This is a genomic window from Glycomyces buryatensis, assembly GCF_004912275.1.
GTDB classification, from domain to species: domain Bacteria; phylum Actinomycetota; class Actinomycetes; order Mycobacteriales; family Micromonosporaceae; genus Glycomyces; species Glycomyces buryatensis.
Map to the genome: position 1 here is coordinate 166,181 of NZ_STGY01000056.1, position 16,352 is coordinate 182,532.

Annotated in this window: 11 protein-coding genes, 1 tRNA gene and 1 pseudogene; 7 read left to right on the forward strand and 6 right to left on the reverse strand. The window is 65.4% G+C overall.

What is annotated here, in order from left to right; all coding sequences use genetic code 11:
* Positions 1 to 36: 36 nt before the first annotated feature.
* Together FAB82_RS15390 and FAB82_RS15395 are read right to left on the reverse strand one after the other, a co-directional pair.
* Positions 37 to 1,320: a S8 family serine peptidase gene (locus tag FAB82_RS15390; protein WP_136535417.1), complete on the reverse strand. Its 1,284-nt coding sequence runs from the start codon at positions 1,318 to 1,320 to the stop codon at positions 37 to 39.
* Positions 1,321 to 1,401: 81 nt separating this feature from the next.
* On the reverse strand, positions 1,402 to 6,261 hold the full coding sequence (locus FAB82_RS15395; protein WP_211116615.1) for a DEAD/DEAH box helicase: 4,860 nt from the start codon (positions 6,259 to 6,261) through the stop codon (positions 1,402 to 1,404).
* Positions 6,262 to 6,813: 552 nt separating this feature from the next.
* Here FAB82_RS15395 and FAB82_RS15400 point away from each other — a divergent pair.
* The 5 genes and pseudogenes from FAB82_RS15400 to FAB82_RS28905 all read left to right on the forward strand — a co-directional run.
* Positions 6,814 to 7,200: a hypothetical protein gene (locus tag FAB82_RS15400; protein WP_136535418.1), complete on the forward strand. Its 387-nt coding sequence runs from the start codon at positions 6,814 to 6,816 to the stop codon at positions 7,198 to 7,200.
* 360 nt (positions 7,201 to 7,560) lie between these two features.
* On the forward strand, positions 7,561 to 8,457 hold the full coding sequence (locus FAB82_RS15405; RefSeq protein WP_168801618.1) for a replication-relaxation family protein: 897 nt from the start codon (positions 7,561 to 7,563) through the stop codon (positions 8,455 to 8,457).
* Between the two features lie 1,538 nt (positions 8,458 to 9,995).
* Positions 9,996 to 10,175, forward strand: a complete 180-nt coding sequence (locus tag FAB82_RS15410) for a hypothetical protein (RefSeq protein WP_136535420.1) — start codon at positions 9,996 to 9,998, stop codon at positions 10,173 to 10,175.
* Positions 10,172 to 10,429 carry a recombinase family protein gene (locus tag FAB82_RS15415; protein WP_136535421.1) on the forward strand — a complete coding sequence of 86 codons (258 nt, stop codon included), beginning with the start codon at positions 10,172 to 10,174 and terminating at the stop codon, positions 10,427 to 10,429. Before FAB82_RS15410 ends, FAB82_RS15415 begins: the two co-directional genes overlap by 4 nt.
* A pseudogene (locus FAB82_RS28905) lies at positions 10,399 to 11,256 on the forward strand (recombinase family protein); the annotation flags it as partial. The gene FAB82_RS15415 and the pseudogene FAB82_RS28905, both read left to right, overlap by 31 nt.
* 577 nt (positions 11,257 to 11,833) lie before the next feature.
* On the opposite strand, the gene FAB82_RS15435 reads toward FAB82_RS28905, so the two are convergent.
* Positions 11,834 to 11,916 (reverse strand) — tRNA-Leu (locus FAB82_RS15435).
* Between the two features lie 87 nt (positions 11,917 to 12,003).
* A complete protein-coding gene (locus FAB82_RS15440; RefSeq protein ID WP_136535423.1) occupies positions 12,004 to 12,981 on the reverse strand; it encodes an asparaginase in 978 nt (325 codons plus the stop codon).
* Positions 12,982 to 13,128: 147 nt separating this feature from the next.
* On the opposite strand from FAB82_RS15440, the gene FAB82_RS15445 reads away from it, so the two are divergent.
* Positions 13,129 to 13,593 carry a YfbM family protein gene (locus tag FAB82_RS15445; RefSeq protein WP_136535424.1) on the forward strand — a complete coding sequence of 155 codons (465 nt, stop codon included), beginning with the start codon at positions 13,129 to 13,131 and terminating at the stop codon, positions 13,591 to 13,593.
* Positions 13,594 to 13,600: 7 nt separating this feature from the next.
* Here FAB82_RS15445 and ygfZ read toward each other — a convergent pair whose 3' ends face one another.
* Both ygfZ and FAB82_RS15455 read right to left on the reverse strand, forming a co-directional pair.
* On the reverse strand, positions 13,601 to 14,659 hold the full coding sequence (gene ygfZ, locus FAB82_RS15450; RefSeq protein ID WP_136535425.1) for a CAF17-like 4Fe-4S cluster assembly/insertion protein YgfZ: 1,059 nt from the start codon (positions 14,657 to 14,659) through the stop codon (positions 13,601 to 13,603).
* The gene (locus FAB82_RS15455) at positions 14,656 to 15,096 is read right to left on the reverse strand and encodes a Fur family transcriptional regulator (protein WP_136535426.1); all 441 of its coding nucleotides are present in this window, start codon (positions 15,094 to 15,096) and stop codon (positions 14,656 to 14,658) included. The genes ygfZ and FAB82_RS15455 overlap by 4 nt, the downstream gene beginning before the upstream one ends.
* A gap of 89 nt (positions 15,097 to 15,185) precedes the next feature.
* Here FAB82_RS15455 and FAB82_RS15460 point away from each other — a divergent pair, with 89 nt between their 5' ends.
* On the forward strand, positions 15,186 to 16,043 hold the full coding sequence (locus FAB82_RS15460) for an aminotransferase class IV (protein ID WP_136535427.1): 858 nt from the start codon (positions 15,186 to 15,188) through the stop codon (positions 16,041 to 16,043).
* The last annotated feature ends 309 nt before the right edge of the window (positions 16,044 to 16,352 follow it).

A 16,352-nucleotide genomic window follows, 5' to 3' on the forward strand; every position in this document is an offset into this window, starting at 1 on the left:
CTGCCCGGCATTCTCATGCCCTATCGTGTCATTCAGTTACTGCCACGGCTGTACCGGCGGTTTCGACCGAGCGCGACTCCGCAGCATCATGAGCACAGCGACCGCCGCTGCCAACAGCACTGCCGCTGCGGCTATCACGACGATCGTCGTCAGGCCAGTCCCTGCATCGTCTGCCGCACTCGGCTGCGAATCCTGGGTGTCCGTTGGTTCAACAGCGGCGTCCTCGCTGCTGGATTCGTCGTCAGGGCTGGCGCCCGACGCCCCGGCCTCACCCATCGGGTAGCCCAGCGGGTTCTCCTCGACCGGGTCGACCTCGTCCGCATTGACTGCGGCGTCGGCGTCGACTAGACCGTAACCAAGTGCGTCGGTCTTGCCGGCGCCACCATCATCGGCGGTGGCGATCAGCCGTTGGATGATGTTGCTCGCGTCTAGCTCCGGGTGCGCTGCACGGACCAAGGCCGCCACACCTCCGACAATCGCGGCCGACGCTGAGGTTCCCGCGGCCTCGAAATAGAGCGAGTCATCGCTCAGGAACACCTGGGGTGTTGGATAGGTCATGGAGTCCGCCGGAGCGGCCAACTCGATATCGGAGCTGGTCGTGCCCCCTGACCAGGGCGCACCATCCTTATCAGTTCCGCCGACCGCGACTACCCCGTCGAACGAGGCGGGGTTGCCGACGGCGCTGAGCGCTGGGTCGTTTCCGCCTGAGGCGATCACCACGATGTCCAAGTCGATCGCGTACTGCACCGCTTCGAGGAACTCAGGATTCGGATCGATATTTTCTCCATCACCGCCGAGTTCGCCCCACGGGATGACCATGACGTCGGCGCCGTTGTCGGCGGCCCACCGAATGCCTTCGAAGTTGTTCTCACCGGCTCCCAAACTGATTCCGACGTCCTCCCCGGTCGACACTCGGACAGGAAGTACCGTCACGTCAGGCGCTGCGTATAGCACCGCTGCCGCCATGCCGGTTCCGTGTCCGTTCACATCGGCGTACGCATCCGGCTCTTCATCGGGATCGAGCGCGGAGTACCCGCGTTCCACGCTCTTGTCCTCGAAGAAGGGATGCTCCGAGATCCCTGTGTCGACGATGGCTACGGTGACGCCATCGCCGGTGGAACTCGACCATGCGCCTTCCGCGTGGATCTGCTCAAGCGCCCAGGCGTTCTCGGTATACAGGTCGAGCTCATCCTGAGCCAGTGCCGCCGAGGGAATAGCCAGGACGGCACCAGTCGCGGCCAGTCCGACCGCTGCCGCCCCGAACGCAAAGCGCCGGAAACCACTTGCAGCACAAGAATTTGATGTCCGATCCTGATTCATAGGGGTGCCTCTCGAGGTCAAGTCTCGTCCCGAATCACCTGGAGGCCGCGGCACGGCCCGGCGAGGGGACGGAAGGGCTGCTTATTGCTCGGGAAGGATGTCGAGCGGCGGCAACACATCAACTATCTTCATCGTCTCCAGGCTGACCGTCACGATCCGCTTGAGTAGGTTGACGATGTAGCGTGGATCCTCGGACCAATCGTTGGGATCGTTGACGATCCCGCTGTCCTTGTCGGTCTTGACCCAGTAGCGTTCCTTGACCCACTCGATGGCCGACCGCGCCCCGAGCTGGTACCGGTATACCTCCTCAGGGATGCCGACAAGCGTGACCCGCTGGTTGTAGTCGATCTCGATTCGGTCGTCGTTAGATCGGAATTTCATCTTCTTGCTCACCCGGTACAGGTCGGCCGGGTCGGTTTCCCCGGAGCCCTTGATGTCCTCCTTAACCCCCGCATACGGCTCGGCGGATTCGTAACCAAGGTGCAGCTCTGCGAGCGCCCGTCCGGCCTCTGCGAACCCTTGGAAGTCGACAACCTTCGGGATACGCGGCAGCGACTTCTTCAAATCCGCCTCGAACGTGGTCCGATATTCCGGTGAGTGCAGGAGCCCGTACACGTAATAGAAGATGTCGTCCTTCGAGATCGACGAGTCGTTGTAGCTCGATTGATAATCCCGAAGCGCACCATCGGTAATGTTGTCAACTCGCTCATAGCTGGATCCATCGCCACCATCGAAGAGCGTTCCTTCGCCATCCAATTCACGGTAGCTATACCGCGCAAATAGCGGCCCAACACTCTTGGTGCCAACAGCGTGTAGATCAGGGATGTCTTTTACAGCTAGAACCGAGAACGGCTCCTCTGAACCAGTCCCCGTGATGTAGATGCCGAAGTTTTTGTGGTCAACAGTGGGGAAGATTCGAGGAATCTGCCCAACTCGATGATTCATGTCGTTGTCGAAGTATAGGTATTGCCTGTTAAAAGGGCGGTAGGTCTCGAAAGCGAATCGACTTGGATCGAAGCTCAGCATTTTTCCCTGCGCAGCCTTGGAAATAAGACTGGAGGACCAGCTGATCGAGGTATCGGTCCGGTCAATGATTTTCTCCACCATCGCAAGGCGCACTTTGGCCGGTATTGCGAGATCTAGACCCGAATCGATGATTCGCCCAACCTCTTGATTATAGAAGTCGATCATCGATCGAACATTATCGGCCAGAGTTTCGGCGGAAAAACCCGTGACCCAGGCGTCTCGATTAGTATTTACTCCAAGGCTGTGCAGCCCAAAGATTGGCTCTCGTGCAACAGTCTTCCCTTTGTCTCCGATGGGCCTGAAGCCGCCAAATCGTTCGTCACGATGATTTATCCAGTCGCCTTCCACGCTCGGCGCAAGCTGCTCCCACTCCACATCATGCAGGTTCTTACTAGAAACGATGGCGAGTTTGTCTTTTTCAGTGAGATAGTCGCCGATGTCCCTGTAATACAGTTCGCAACCCTCACTTGATGCCTTATTACCCTTGATTAGGATAATAACCGCGATTGTGGTTCTCGCTCCGTCACCAAATATGTTTTCCTTCTCCTTGCGACGCTGTTCGCCCGCTGCACGCAAATTGCCGCGAAGGTTATAACAATAAATGGCATCGAACTCGTTGACAAGGGACTTTCGAAAACCATCAAAGGTGCTGTTGTCGATGTACCCCCCATTGGAGACGTAGCAGATCACTCCGCCCTTGTCTCGGATACGGTCGGATGCCCAGCGGAAGGCCCGGATGTAGGAGTCATATAGTTTGTTCTTGTTTGTGGCGTTCGACATCGCTACGTAGGTGGCCTTGATCCGCGCGTCAAGGTGTTCATATTTGAGGTTCTGGTTGTCATCGTTCTGGCTACCCTGTCCAACGGAGTAGGGCGGGTTGCCGATGACGACTCGGATGTCGGTGGCTTTCTGGCGTTCGGCCCGTTCGCTGTTGCCTTCGAGGACGCCGAAGAGCTGTTCGGCTTCGCCTTCGTAGAGCTGAAAGGTGTCAGTGAGGACGATCCCTTCGAACGGCTTGTATTCTCCACCTGCCAGGTCGTGGAAGACGGCTTCGATGTTGACCGCGGCGATGTAGTAAGCCAGGAGCACGATTTCGTTGGCGTGCAACTCGCTGGCGTACTTGCGCAGCAGGTCCTCAGGCTTGATCAGGCCCGATTGCAACAGCCGCGTGATGAAGGTGCCGGTGCCGGTGAACGGGTCAATGACGTGGACGCCCTCGTCCGAGAGCGAGGCGTTGAAGTATTTGCCGAGTGCCTGGTCGACGGCACGGATGATGAAATCCACGACCTCGGTCGGGGTGTACACGATGCCGAGCCGGTTCGAGGTCTTCGGCAGAGCTTTCTCAAAGAACTGCTCGTAGAGGTCCTTGATGATGGTCTGGCGAGCCACGTGATTGTCGATGCCCTCGGCTCGGACACGCACCCGCTTGTAGAACTCCTCCAGCTTCGCCGTCTCAGCTTCCAGCGACTGGTCTTCCAGCGCGGCGAGCATGGCGTCCATAGCCTTGGAGACCGGGTTGTGGCTGGCGAAGGCGTAGTCGGCGAAGAGAGCGTCGAAGACCGGCTTGGTGATGATGTGCTGGGAGAGCATGTCGATCGCGTCGTCTTCGCTCACCCCGGGGTTGAGGTTGGAGCGCAGCTCGGCCAGGAAGGCGTCGAAGGCCTTCCGCTTCTCGGGCAGTTCGATCGCGGTCTGAATGCGCACGACGTGGTGCTGGGCGATGCGGGCGATGTCGTTCGCCCACGCTTCCCAATAGGTGCGCTGGCCGACGTTTTTCACGATGCGAGCGTAGATGGCGTCGCGGAGGTGTTCGAACTGGAGCGCGTCCTGCATCCAGGCGGCGGTCTTCTTCTCGGTGCCGTCCTTGTCGGAACCCGAGTTTCCGCCGAGGGATTCATCGCCGGGCGGGGCGGTGCCGACCATGATGTTCTTGGGTTTGTTCTTATTCAGGTCGATCTGGTTGACGTGGGCGTCCATCCGGTCGTCGTGGGCGCGCAGCGCCCTGAGCACCTCCCACACGACCTTGTACCGCTTGTTGTCGGCCAGGGCTTTGTCCGGTGCGATCCCGGCAGGGATGGCGACGGGGAGGATGATGTACCCGTACTTCTTCCCCGGAGCTTTACGCATGACGCGGCCGACGGACTGGATGACGTCGACGTGTGAATTTCGCGGGTGCAGGAACAGGACGGCGTCGAGGTCGGGAACATCCACGCCTTCGGAAAGGCAGCGGGCGTTGGTGAGGATGCGGGCGTTGCCCTCACCGGGGTCGGCCTTGAGCCAGTCGATCTTGCGGTTGCGTGTCAGCGTGTTCATGCCGCCGTCGACATGGTCGAGCTCGCAGGACAGCTCGTCCTCGGCGTCCTCCCGGTAGAGGTTGACGACGCTGGCGAACGAGGCGGCGATCTTCTCCGACTCGGCGATGGTGCGGGAGAAGGCGACGGCCCTGCGCATAGGCTGCTCGCCGGGCTCGAAGCCGGTCCCGTCGGCGAAGGACCCGGCCCTTTTGGCCATGCCGTTCCAGCAGCCGATGATCTTGGCCGCGTCATCGAGCGCGAGTTCCATGTTCTCGTCGGCGAACTGCCGCTGAAGCGCGGCCGAGGCCTGCGACTCGTCCACCGCGAGGATCATCACCTTGTAGTCGGTGAGCAGGTCCCGTTCGACGGCCGCGCCGAAGCCGAGCTTGTGAAACTCGGGCCCGTACAGGGCCTCGTTGTCCATCGAGCAGAGCACGGCGTCGGCGTTCTTCGCCTCGTCCTTGGTGTGCTCCATGTAGATCCGCGGTGTCGCGGTCATGTAGAGGCGCCGGCTCGCGCGGAGGTAATCGCCGTCGTGCACGCGCACGAAGTTCGACTCCTCATCGCCGGCGAGCGTGACGCCGGTGGTGCGGTGGGCCTCGTCGCACAGCACCAGGTCGAGGTCGCCGAGCCCGAGCTGCTGGGCCTGGGCGATCACGTCGATGGAGTGGTAGGTGGAGAACACGACCGTGAGCCCCGGTCGGTTCCTGACCCTCTCGAGCTGTGCGATGAGCTTGGCCGGGTCGGTGGTGGCCGGGAGGGCCAAGTCGTGGACGGCCTGGTCGCCCAGGTCCTTAGTGACCTGCTGTTTGGTGGCCTTGACGTCGGAGCAGACCGCGAAGGAGTGCAGCGGCAGGCTCGACTCGGCGGTCCATTCCCGGAGCGTCTGTGAGAGCAGCGCGATGGACGGGACGAGGAACAGCACGAGGCCGCTCGGGTCCGCGTCAGGCTTCGCCCGCTCGGTCGCGTCGTGTTCGGCGATCTTGAGCGAGGTGAAGGTCTTGCCGGTGCCGCAGGCCATGATCAGCTTGCCGCGCTCCGATGCCGCGAATCCTTCGAACACTGCGGCGAGCGCCTGCTCCTGGTGGCGGCGCAGCTGCTTCTTGTCCCGAAGATAGGCCAGGCCGAGCTTGGAGCCCTGGGTCCAGACGCCGTCGAGCGCGACCTTGTCCCAGTCGATCGGGCTGGCCTCGAGATCGGACAGGCCGATCCGGCTCACCGGGATCTGCTGGCCGGTGAGCATCTCCTCGGCATTGGGACCCCACCGCTCGGTGGTCGAGATGATCATGCGGCGCGTGTAGCCGCCCTTGCCGGAGGCCGCGAAGAACGAGTCGACGTCGGCCTTGGAGACCGCATGGTCGCTCTCGTAGAACTTGCACTGGATCGCGCACAGCCCGCCGGTCTCGACATCGCGGGCGACCAGGTCGATCCCGAGGTCGCGCTTGTTGTCCTCGGCGATGGGGGCGTCGCCGTACATCCAGACCTCGGAGAACTGCTCGGCCCACTGCGGGTCGGTCTTGAGGAAGGTGAGCATCAGGTGCTCGAACTCGGTGCCGAGGTCACGGTTATTCGTTGCGGTGGAGCGGATCTGTTCGAGGAGGTCGTGAACTGTACGAGCCACTGCGCTGGGGTCCTTCCGCGATGATGGCGCACCAGTCCACCACGCCGGTCGCACCCGATTCAGAAGGAAGCCTAACGTACTCAGGCCGCTACGGCAGTCCCGCCAGCAGTGCTCCACCGCGAGCAACGGACGGGTTGTTCAAGGAGATCGACTGCACTCGGGAAGCCGAGCCGTTCCCGGTTGCGACGACAGGAGAGCCGTTTTCTCTCGCGGTCGGGTACATGACTATGTAGTCGGGTTCAGGGGACCGCTGAATATCGCCGTCGACCTGCGGTAATGCCGGAACTGCGGCAGACCGGTGAGTGTGGGTCCTGGAGTGGGGTGTGGCGTGGGTTGATCAGCATGGGTCGATCAGCGTGGGGTAAAAACCGGCTGGAACCGGTTCAAAGATCCGCCATGAGAGCGCGCCGCAGGCACCTCGTCCTCGCGCTTCGGTGATGCGCGCCCGGTGGACAGTAGCTGCGCCCGTTGGTGATCGACTTCGAGGCTGGCATGTCTTCTATCCGACACACGCCTTCACAGAATCGGATGGGTTGGATACGTTCCGTTGTCATGTCAAGGAAAAGGAAGTCGCCGATCTACCGCTACTGGGGCTATCTGCTGTTGGCCGGTGCGGTGGTCCTGCTGTTCTCGCGCGACGTGGGACCGGTGGCCGTTTCGGGTGCGTTCGCGTTGTGCTTCGTGTGGCTGCTGCTGGCGGCACCGACGTGGTGCGGGGCGAAGAACCGCGGTGAGGGCTACTGCCGCAACAACTCCACCGGTCTCTTGGGAGGCTGCGGCAAGGTTCGCATGCACAAGTGGCTGCGGTTCAAGTCGCTGACACGGCTGGACACGTTCGGGAACGCCGTGCGGGGCTGGTTCACCGGCGCACCGCAGCAGATCGCCGCGTGCAGCCTCGCCGTCTCCGCCATCGGTGTCGTCGCGGGGCTGTTCAAGTAGCCGGGTGAGAGCGGCCGGTCCCGATTGCCGGGATCGACCGATGAGCGACTCGGCGGCTGCCGTTTTCTCGCGGGCCCTGGAGACATGACTATGTCGTCGGGTTCAGGGTGGGCGCCGGAAACCGCTCGCGACCTGCGAGAACGTCGGGGTGAGCGGGTGCTTGGGTGTCAGGGGTGTATTCAGCCCTGGTCAGCCAGGGGTGGTCAGCCAGGGCAAGCCAGCCAGGGCACAAATACCTGAAATCGCCTTGATCATGCGGATTCGGAGCCGTGCCGGAGGCGGCCGAACCGCAGCCGACGCACCCGGCTGCGGGCGATAATGCTTGGTCCGGAGGCGATCGCGGTTGAGAGGGGTGCGGGCATGAGTCGGCGGATTCCGGGCGCCAACACCGGCAGCTTCGATGAACTGGCCGGGCGGTTGACCGAGCGGGACTTCGCGATCATCGCGGCGCTGGCGAAGCACAAGATCATGACCGCGGGGATGTTGGAGGCGCTGTTCTTCCCTTCCTCGCATGCGGCGGCGGCGCGGTTGCTGACGCTGTCCGAGATGGGGGTGCTGGCGCGGTGGCGCAACCCCTCCAGTCGGGCGTTCCGGTATGTGCTGGACTGGCGGGGCCAGTGCCTGCAGGCGATGCGCGACGACGAGAAGCCCCCGACGAAGTCCGCGGCGACGTTCCGGGCGCAGCAGTTGTTCGTCTCGGCCCACCGGGCCCACACCGAGGGCGTGAACGCCTTCTACTGCCGCCTCATGCGCGCCGCCCGAGACCGGGGCGATGTGGAGGTCGACTGGGTCTTCGAGCACGACAGCACGTACTCGATGCGCTCAGACGCGAACGTCACCCTCACCTGGGCCGACGGGCGGGAACTGTGGTTCTGGTTCGAGCACGACCGGGGCACCGAAACCCTGCAGCGCCTGGCCGAAAAAGTCAAGAGCTACAAGAGCCACGTCAACTACCACCACTTGAAGAAGGCCGTGCTGCTGATCGAGGTGCCCGGCCCCGGGCGCCTGGCGAATCTCCTGCCCCTGGCCGCCGCCCACTGGAGGGACTCCACCGCACCGGGCACCCGCCCGACGCCCTTCACGGTCGCGGCCAGTGCCGCCACCGCCGCCGAGCAGACCTTCACCCGGCCCGAGACCTTCCCCGATACGCTCGAGGACCGGCGCTGGCATGTGGTCGGCACCGGGGAGGTGGTGAGTCTGGCCGAGCTCCCTCAGGTCGCGAAGGCGATCGCGAACCGGCCGGTGATCTGGGATTGAGCCCCCGGTGGTCGACCCCGGCACGTCGACCCCAAGGCAGCACCTCGGACAGCCCCAGCCGTTGCCCGACCCCCGGTTACTGCGCGTTTCCGCAGGACAGGCGCGGGATGCGCGCCCACTCCCCGAGCCCGACATATATACATATCCCCCGGGGCGAAAGGATCGACGGCACTCGTGGCGCGCCCCTCCAGCGGTCTCGTGCCGTCCCGGTCGCCGGTGGCCGTCCTGGTCTCAGTTTGTCTCCATTGGATGAACCTGGGCCACTCTGGCGATTCCGGTGTGCCTGCTGCCGTGCGTAACCGGGCCTGGACCGGCAGTGTGTGGCCCCAGCGGGCCACACGGGCGGCAAGGCTCGCCCCGTCGGACGCCGCAGTCGGGACGCAGCCGCGGCGCGACCGCTGGAAGCGGCGCCGGCTTGTCAGCCGAAGCTGAGTGCTGCTGCGGCCGCACAGGCACAGCGGGTACGTTTCCGGTCGCACGGGTCGATACCGGAATGGTTTTGCCCCATCAGCGTTGCCCCATCAGCGTTGACCCATCAGCGTTGACCCATCAGCATGACCCCATCAGCATCAGCCCTGGAGCGGACCCATCAGCGCCCGACCCGGCGCTCGCCCCTGTTTTCCCAGGGCAACGGGCAAGTTCGGCGCGCACCCTGAACCCGACGACATAGTCATGTCTCCACCGGCCGCCGAAAAAGGCGGAAGCCGTGCTGCTGCTTCCCGGTCCTCATCGTCCCCGCCGATGCGGTTCCATCGGCCTCGGTGTGGAGCCCGGTCGAGGCCGCCAGCGGCCCGACGCGGCCCCGGCGATCGCCAGCGCCGCGGTGGAAGGGGCTGGCCGGGGTTGCGGGCGGCAGCGGCCGCGCTGGCCGGGAGTGAACACCGGAGACGAGGAGGACTGGTGAGTGAACCTCCGCGAGGCGGCGTCCCCGCCGGGCCGGGCGGCCGTGGGTATATGACCATATTCGGGCTGGCTACTCGCTGGCATTGAATCGAAGTTGCCGCCGTTCGCCGTCTCGCGGTGCGTGCGCTCCCTGATTGGTAAGAACATCGAGCAGTCGCAGGGTGGGTCCCACCCCGCGGTTACTGGCGGTTACCGGGCCCGGTTACCCTCGCGAACCGGGCCGGATGGGCATGAAACCCCAGATGCTCGGGAGCGGTTACTGACGTGGACCCTCCAACGCTCTTTGGAGGGTGCGCGTCGGTAACCGGGGGTGGGTGCGCGCACCCACCCCCGGCGACAGCGGGCAGGGTGCGCCCCGGACAGAAAATTTGTACTCGACCCTTGACAGTCAGCGATTGATCGGGTACTGTTCATGCCCGTCTGGATTGCATGGTGCTCGGTGAGACACCTGTCTTGCCCTATTCCACCGCTTCACTTCGCGCTGCCCTGTCTTCCTCGGGCAGCTTCTTCGACTTCGTCATCGAGCGCCATCGCCCGCGCTGGTGGCCCACTCGCCATGGCTTGATGGCCCGCCGGAGTCCCGCTACGGTCACCGGTGACGTCCTGACCTGCGCCTACATAGGCGGGTGGTTTGTGTGAGTGGCGCGGGCGGCCCGATCCGGGTCACCGGCCGGCGCCGCAAGTGCATCGACACCCGCCATCTGGCCGAAGCCCTAGTTCGTATCTCGATCCACGCGGGCGAGGCCGACTCCGGCGACCAGGTGCGGGGCGTCATCGACCGTACTGGCGAGACGAAGACGAGGCGACAGTCATGACCCGACGCAAGAAATCCACCAGCGCGACCGAGACCGCGAAACTGCGGGGAGGTCGAGCTGTGCTGTATCTGCGGGTCTCCGACCCCAAGCAGGTCAACACCGACTACGACCCCGAGGGAAACTCGATCCCGGCCCAGCGCCAGGCCTGCACGGCCCTCGCGGCCGACCTGGGGTTGACGGTGGTGGACGAGAGTACGTCGAGCCGGGGCGGTCGGCCAAGAGCATTGACCGCAGGCCCCGGTTCAAGCAGATGATGGAACGCGTCCGCGAGAGGGGCGACGTGGACGTCATCTTGATTTACATGCGGAGCAGGATCTTCCGCAACGCCGCCGACGCCGCCCTCACTCGTAGGGAGCTCAAAGAGCTCGGGGTCTCGCTCATCTCGGTGAAGGACCCGACCGCCGACACCATCTCCGGGGACATGCTCGCGGGCATCTTGGACGTGGTGAACGAGTACCAGTCGCGGGCGGCCGGGGACGACATCGCCTACAAGATGGAAGCCAAAGCCCAACGAGGCGGGACACCGACCCGCACCAGGCTCGGGTACTTGAACGTCACCGAGGAGGTCGAGGGCAGGTCCGTGCGCACCGTCGCCATCGACCTCGTCCGCGGGCCCCTCGTCACGATGCTGTTCGAGCGGTATGCCACCGGGCAGTACACGTTCCGCCAGCTCCGCGACGCCGCCGCCGGACTGCGGACCAGACCCACGAAGCGGTTCCCGGCCGGAACCACGGTCTCGATCCACGCCATCGGCAACCTGTTGAAAGACCGCTACTACATCGGGCAGCTCCCCTACAAGGACCGCGAATACGAAGGCCGCCACGAGCCACTCGTCTCCGCCGAGATCTTCGCCCGCGTCCAGGAGGTGCTCTACTCCCAGCGCGGGGCCGGGACCCGCGACCGCAAATGGGACCACCACCTGAAGGGCCTGCTGCGGTGCGGGCGGTGCAAGCAGATGCTGACACTCGAACGCGGAAAGTCGCACACCGGCCGCCACTACTTCTACTTCCTGTGCCTGGGCCGCAACCGCAAGGAATGCAACTTGCCGCGGTTCTCGGTTGATGCGGTTGACCAGCACGTCGTCAACCACTGGGCCACCGTCGCCATTACGAAAGCTGAGGCCGATGAGGTTCGGTCGCACCTCGACGCGGTGCTGGAGTCCGAAGAAACGACGTCGAAAGCTGTGCGGGACCAACTCAAACGCGAACGCGCCAGGATCGAGGCCGCTGAGAGTCAGTGCATCGAGCTGATCGGGGACCCGGACTGGCCCGCCGACAAACTCACCGACCGCATCCGCGACCTCCGCTTGAAGAAAGCCGCCATCGACGAGCAACTCAACGACGCCACCGCGACCGAGGTCACCGAGGCCCGCCAGACCGTTGAGACGCTACTGGAGTTCCTCACCGACCCGAAAGCGGTCTACCGGCGGGTCGCCGACACTGACCGCAGGACGCTCAACCGGATCTGCTTTTCGAGCCTCTACCTCGACCGCGACCAACACGGCATCCACACCACGCACACCGAGGCCGCACCTGCCGCCGCGCCACTGCTCGCTACGATCAGACCCAGAAACGCCAATAGCGGCGACCTTCCGGAGAAGATCGCCGCCACTGAAATCGGTTTTCACAAACCCATGGGTTCAGAAATGAAACCCGATGTGCGCGAGGGGGGACTTGAACCCCCACGTCCCGAAGGACACTGGCACCTGAAGCCAGCGCGTCTGCCATTCCGCCACTCGCGCGAGTGGTGCTATGTGCAACGCGACGATACTACCTTGATCGGTGCCCACAACACCACGGGGTATTCCCCCACTTGAGTTCCGCGCCACTCACAAGAGGGTGCGCAGACGGCCTACCGGCTGGTCACCGCCCCACACCTCCGGCCACACCAGGTGCTCGACCTCATGCTTGGCGGACTCGGGAACGTCCAGTCCGGCCAGCACCGTGATCGCCCGCAGCGCCACCGGCATCGACGCCCGCCCGGCGCCGTCGTCGATCTTCACCGCGACCGCACCGGTCCCGGGCGCGGCCAGCACGTGCACGCCCTCGGCCCCGAACTTCGCCACCAGGCCCGGCAATGCGGCCATCGCGCGCGAATCGACCCGGTCGGTGCCCTCGATCAGCAGCGGGTGGGCGCGCATCGCGTCCGCCACCGCCCGCTCCTCGGTCCCCTCCTCGGCCTCGACCAGGCGCCCGACGCCCCTCGCAAGGCCTTGGAGGCTGGTGGCGAAGACGGGCGCGCCGCACCCGTCCACACCCGTCGCGCTCACCGTCTCGCCGGTCAGCTCCTCGATGACGGACACGGTCAACTGTTGGAGCGGGTGGTCGATCTCTCGGTAGGTCCCTGAGTCCCAGCCGTTCACGACGCAGGTGGCGAGCATCGCCGCGTGCTTGCCCGAGCAGGTCATGTAGATCCGCCGGGCCCCGCCGCCCGCGGCGACGAGCGCGCGCCGCGCGGCCGGGTCGCCGGGCAGGTCCGGCGGGCACTGGAGCCGGCTCTCGCTCAGCCCCGCCCCGTCCAGGATCGCCGCGACCTGCGCCAGGTGCATCGGCTCGCCCCGGTGGCTGGCCGCCGCGATCGCCAGTTCGGCGCTCGAGGCGGGTTTCCAGCCGGCGCGCAGCATCGCGACCGCCTGGAGCGGCTTGTTCGCCGAACGCGGGAAGATCGGGGAGACGGCGTCGCCGAGCGACGCGGCCGGGCGTCCCTCGGGGTCGACCACGGCCACGCTGCCCCGGTGGAGGCTCTCGGTGAAACCGGATCGGATCAGTTCGGCGGCGGGTTCGCCGCCGCGGTAGACAGATTCCATACCGCGGAGACTAACGCCGCTTTCATTGGCGCGCGGCCGGATTGGCGACGATGAGACGCACGCCGGTTCGTTCGATCGCCGGATCTGTCGGTGTCGTTCGGTAGGTTCTCTTGCGAGACAGCGACAGTCGAACGTAAGGATCACCGGATGGGCATGACCATCAGCTTCACGAGTGTGACGCGCCAGGAGCTGGAGAAGGCCCTCGCCGACCCCGAATGGGCCGAGGAGCTGCTCTGGCAGGACGAGAAGGCCGAGCAGGAGCCCGACGGCTACCTCGACAAGTCCTGGGCGGGTCTGGAGTACCTGATGGGCGAGGCCGGGGTCGGTTTCGAGTTCCTGTTCGAAGGCGTCAATATCGACGAGGAGGGCACCCTGTTCGCGTGGTCGCCGGAGCTCGTCCGCCAGACCGCCGAGGAGCTGCGGGCGGTGCCGTTCGAGCGCCTCGCCGCCCACTACGACGGGCCCGCCATGGAGGCCGCCGACGTCTACCCCAGGGTCTGGGAAGTCGGGGCCTCCCTTGACTACGAGGAGTTCCACTACGTCCGGATGGTGGCCTTCTTCGAGGCGGCGGCCGCCTCGGGCGCGGGGGCGATCATGAACTTCTCGTTCTGAGCCCTGCTCACTGGACCGCGGTCTGGCCTCCGGTCTCGAACTCCTGGTCGGGCTTCTCGGCGGCCGACCGCTTGAGCAGGGCGAGCGCGATCTGGCCGTCCTCGTAGTGCTGCACGGCGGTACCGATGGAGCCGATCTCCTTCTCGCCCAAGGTCACCGGAGTGCCGTGCGCGGGCGGGGGCTCGGTCGAGCCGTCGAGGTGGAGACGCACCAGGCGGCGCGGCGGCTGGCCCAGGTGGTGGACCTTCGCGACGGTCTCCTGGCCCCGGTAGCAGCCCTTGTCGAGGTGGACGGCGGAGGCGAGCCAGGCGGCCACCTCGTGCGGGACGGTCTTCTCGTCGGTGTCGACGCCGAAGCGCGGGAGCTTCGCGGCCACCCGGAGGGCGTCGAAGGCCCACGACCCGGCCGGAGCCTGCTCCATCTGCTCGACGGTGCCCGGCAGCGAATCGTCGCGCGGGACCATCCAGTCGACGGTGTGGACGCCGAGCGCGTCGGTGCGGCGGATCCAGCCCATGTCCGGCACGGCCTTGCCGGGGAGCACCGCCGTCGGCACGGCCGCCAGGTCCTTGGCGGCGAACTTCGCGACCGGTACCGGCTGGTGCACCGGCTCGGGAGATGAGTCCTCGGCGCCGAGAGTGACGGTCAGCAGCGCCCATTCGCCCGTCGCGTCGACGATATCGACCTCGGTGCGGAACTTCATGAGCTGCAAGAACTTCAGCAGCGCCTCGCCGGCGCCCGGTTCGGTGTCGAGCCAGACGGTCTCGCCGTCGTCGAAGACGTTCGCGTGGTGCTCGATCCGCCCGGTCGGGGACAGGAACAGCGTCTCGGTGCCCTCGAAGGGCTTGAGGCTCGTCAAATGCTGGGTCGACAGCGAGTGCAGCCACTCCAGGCGGGGCGCCCCGGTGATGGTGATGACGTCCCGGTCGGACCGGTCGAAGACCGCGCCGCGCTCGATCGCGGTGCGCTGCTCGGCCAGCGGCTGGCCGTAATGCCAGGCGGCGATGCCGCCCTCGTCGGCGACGGCGCCGGGCAGGCCCAGCAGCGGGGACGGAGCGGTCTCGGTCATTGATCCTTCTCCAAGCATTCGGCGCAGGTTCCGAACACCGCGACGTGGCCGACGTCCATGATGAAACCCGTGGCGTCGGCGACCTCCTTGCGCGCGTTCGCGAACAGCGTGGGTTCGACTTCGGTGATCCGGCCGCAGCGGTGGCACACCAGGTGGGCGTGCCCCCGGTCCCCGGCCAGGTGGTAGGTGGGGGCGCCGTGGGAGAGGTGGGTGTGGGAGACCAGCTGGAGTTCTTCGAGCAGGTCGAGCGTGCGGTAGACGGTGGTGATATTGACCCCGTCGACCTGGCCTCGGATCCGTTCGTGGATCTGTTCGGGGGTGGCGTGCCCGAGCGCGCGGACCGCTTCGAGCACGAGCTGGCGCTGCGCGGTCATGCGCAGGCCCTTGGAGCGCAGCACCGCAGCCAGTTCGGTCTCCGTCTCGACTTCGGTGGGCATGTCTGCATCGTACTTCGCAGCGCCCGCCGTCATCGAATACTCCGGTCCGGCTCTCCCGAAGCGACGCGGCGAAGGGGGACAATGAGCGCATGGCACTAGTTACAGCAGTACTGCACCGCGGTGTCGTCGACTCCGACGAGCCGATCCTGTGCGCCGACGACCTCGGAGTCCTCCGCGGCGACGGCGTCTTCGAGACCATCAACGTCCGCGACGGGCAGGCCTTCCTGCTCTCCGAACACCTCGACCGGATGGCGAACTCCGCGCGCCGCATGGAGTTCGAACTCCCCGCCAAGACCGAGATGGCCGAACTGGCCGAGCAGGCCCTCGCCGCCTGGCGGGGGCGCTTCACCGGCGAGGAGGCGGCGCTGCGCCTGGTCGCCACGCGCGGGCGCGAGCACGGCGGGCCGCTGACCGTCTTCGCGACGATCGACCCGGTGCCGGCGGAGCGGATCGCGCCGCGCCGGGACGGGCTCAATATCGTGACGGCCTCACTGGGGGTGGATGCCGATGCGCGGGGGAAAGCCCCGTGGCTTCTAGGCGGGGTCAAGGCACTGTCCTACGCCAGCATGATGGCGGTGACGCGCTGGGCGAAGTCCCAGGGAGCCGACGACGCGCTGTGGGTCTCGGCCGACGGCTACGCACTGGAGGGCCCGACCTCATCGCTGCTGTGGCTCGACGGCCGGACGCTGTGCACCACGCCGGCCTCGACCGGGATCCTGCCGGGGACGACCAGCGCCTACCTGCTGGAACACGCCGCGAAGGCGGGCCTGGAGACCGCCGAGCGGCTGATCACAGTGGAGGATCTGATGGGGACCGAGGCGGCCTGGCTGAGCTCGTCGGTGAGGGGTGTGGCCTTCATCACTTCGATCGATGGCAAGGCGATCGCTCAGCGGCCGGACATCACGGCTGAGCTGGACAAACTCGCGGGATTTGCCGTACCCGAATAACGGTTTGGCATCGTTTCACAGCATGTTCCCAGGCTCGCCACAGGCCACGCTCAGAGACGGTCCTCATAGTAATGATTGTTCCGGTCACGCCGACAAGCCGAACAGGATGACATGGGCAGTCGCCTGGGAGGCACGGAACAATCCGGGGGCACATACCGGAAAGGGCAATCGGGCACAGCCCTTCCGGTGCCAATGAAAAGTGGAGCTTCTCCACTTTATCGGGGCCGCAGCGAATGGGCAAGCGCTGCGGCCCCATTAATGTGTCACAGAACCGACACGACTACATATCGGCACGACAATGCATCGGCC

Bases quoted from the DNA above. Each gene is read 5' to 3' on its own strand.
- FAB82_RS15455 (WP_136535426.1), bottom strand. From the start codon at position 15,096: ATGCCCACCGAAGTCGAGACGGAGACCGAACTGGCTGCGGTGCTGCGC.
- FAB82_RS15405 (WP_168801618.1), top strand. From the start codon at position 7,561: ATGAGTCGGCGGATTCCGGGCGCCAACACCGGCAGCTTCGATGAACTG.
- FAB82_RS15415 (WP_136535421.1), top strand. From the start codon at position 10,172: ATGACCCGACGCAAGAAATCCACCAGCGCGACCGAGACCGCGAAACTG.
- FAB82_RS15460 (WP_136535427.1), top strand. From the start codon at position 15,186: ATGGCACTAGTTACAGCAGTACTGCACCGCGGTGTCGTCGACTCCGAC.
- FAB82_RS15390 (WP_136535417.1), bottom strand. From the start codon at position 1,320: ATGAATCAGGATCGGACATCAAATTCTTGTGCTGCAAGTGGTTTCCGG.
- FAB82_RS15445 (WP_136535424.1), top strand. From the start codon at position 13,129: ATGGGCATGACCATCAGCTTCACGAGTGTGACGCGCCAGGAGCTGGAG.
- ygfZ (WP_136535425.1), bottom strand. From the start codon at position 14,659: ATGACCGAGACCGCTCCGTCCCCGCTGCTGGGCCTGCCCGGCGCCGTC.
- FAB82_RS15440 (WP_136535423.1), bottom strand. From the start codon at position 12,981: ATGGAATCTGTCTACCGCGGCGGCGAACCCGCCGCCGAACTGATCCGA.
- FAB82_RS15400 (WP_136535418.1), top strand. From the start codon at position 6,814: ATGTCAAGGAAAAGGAAGTCGCCGATCTACCGCTACTGGGGCTATCTG.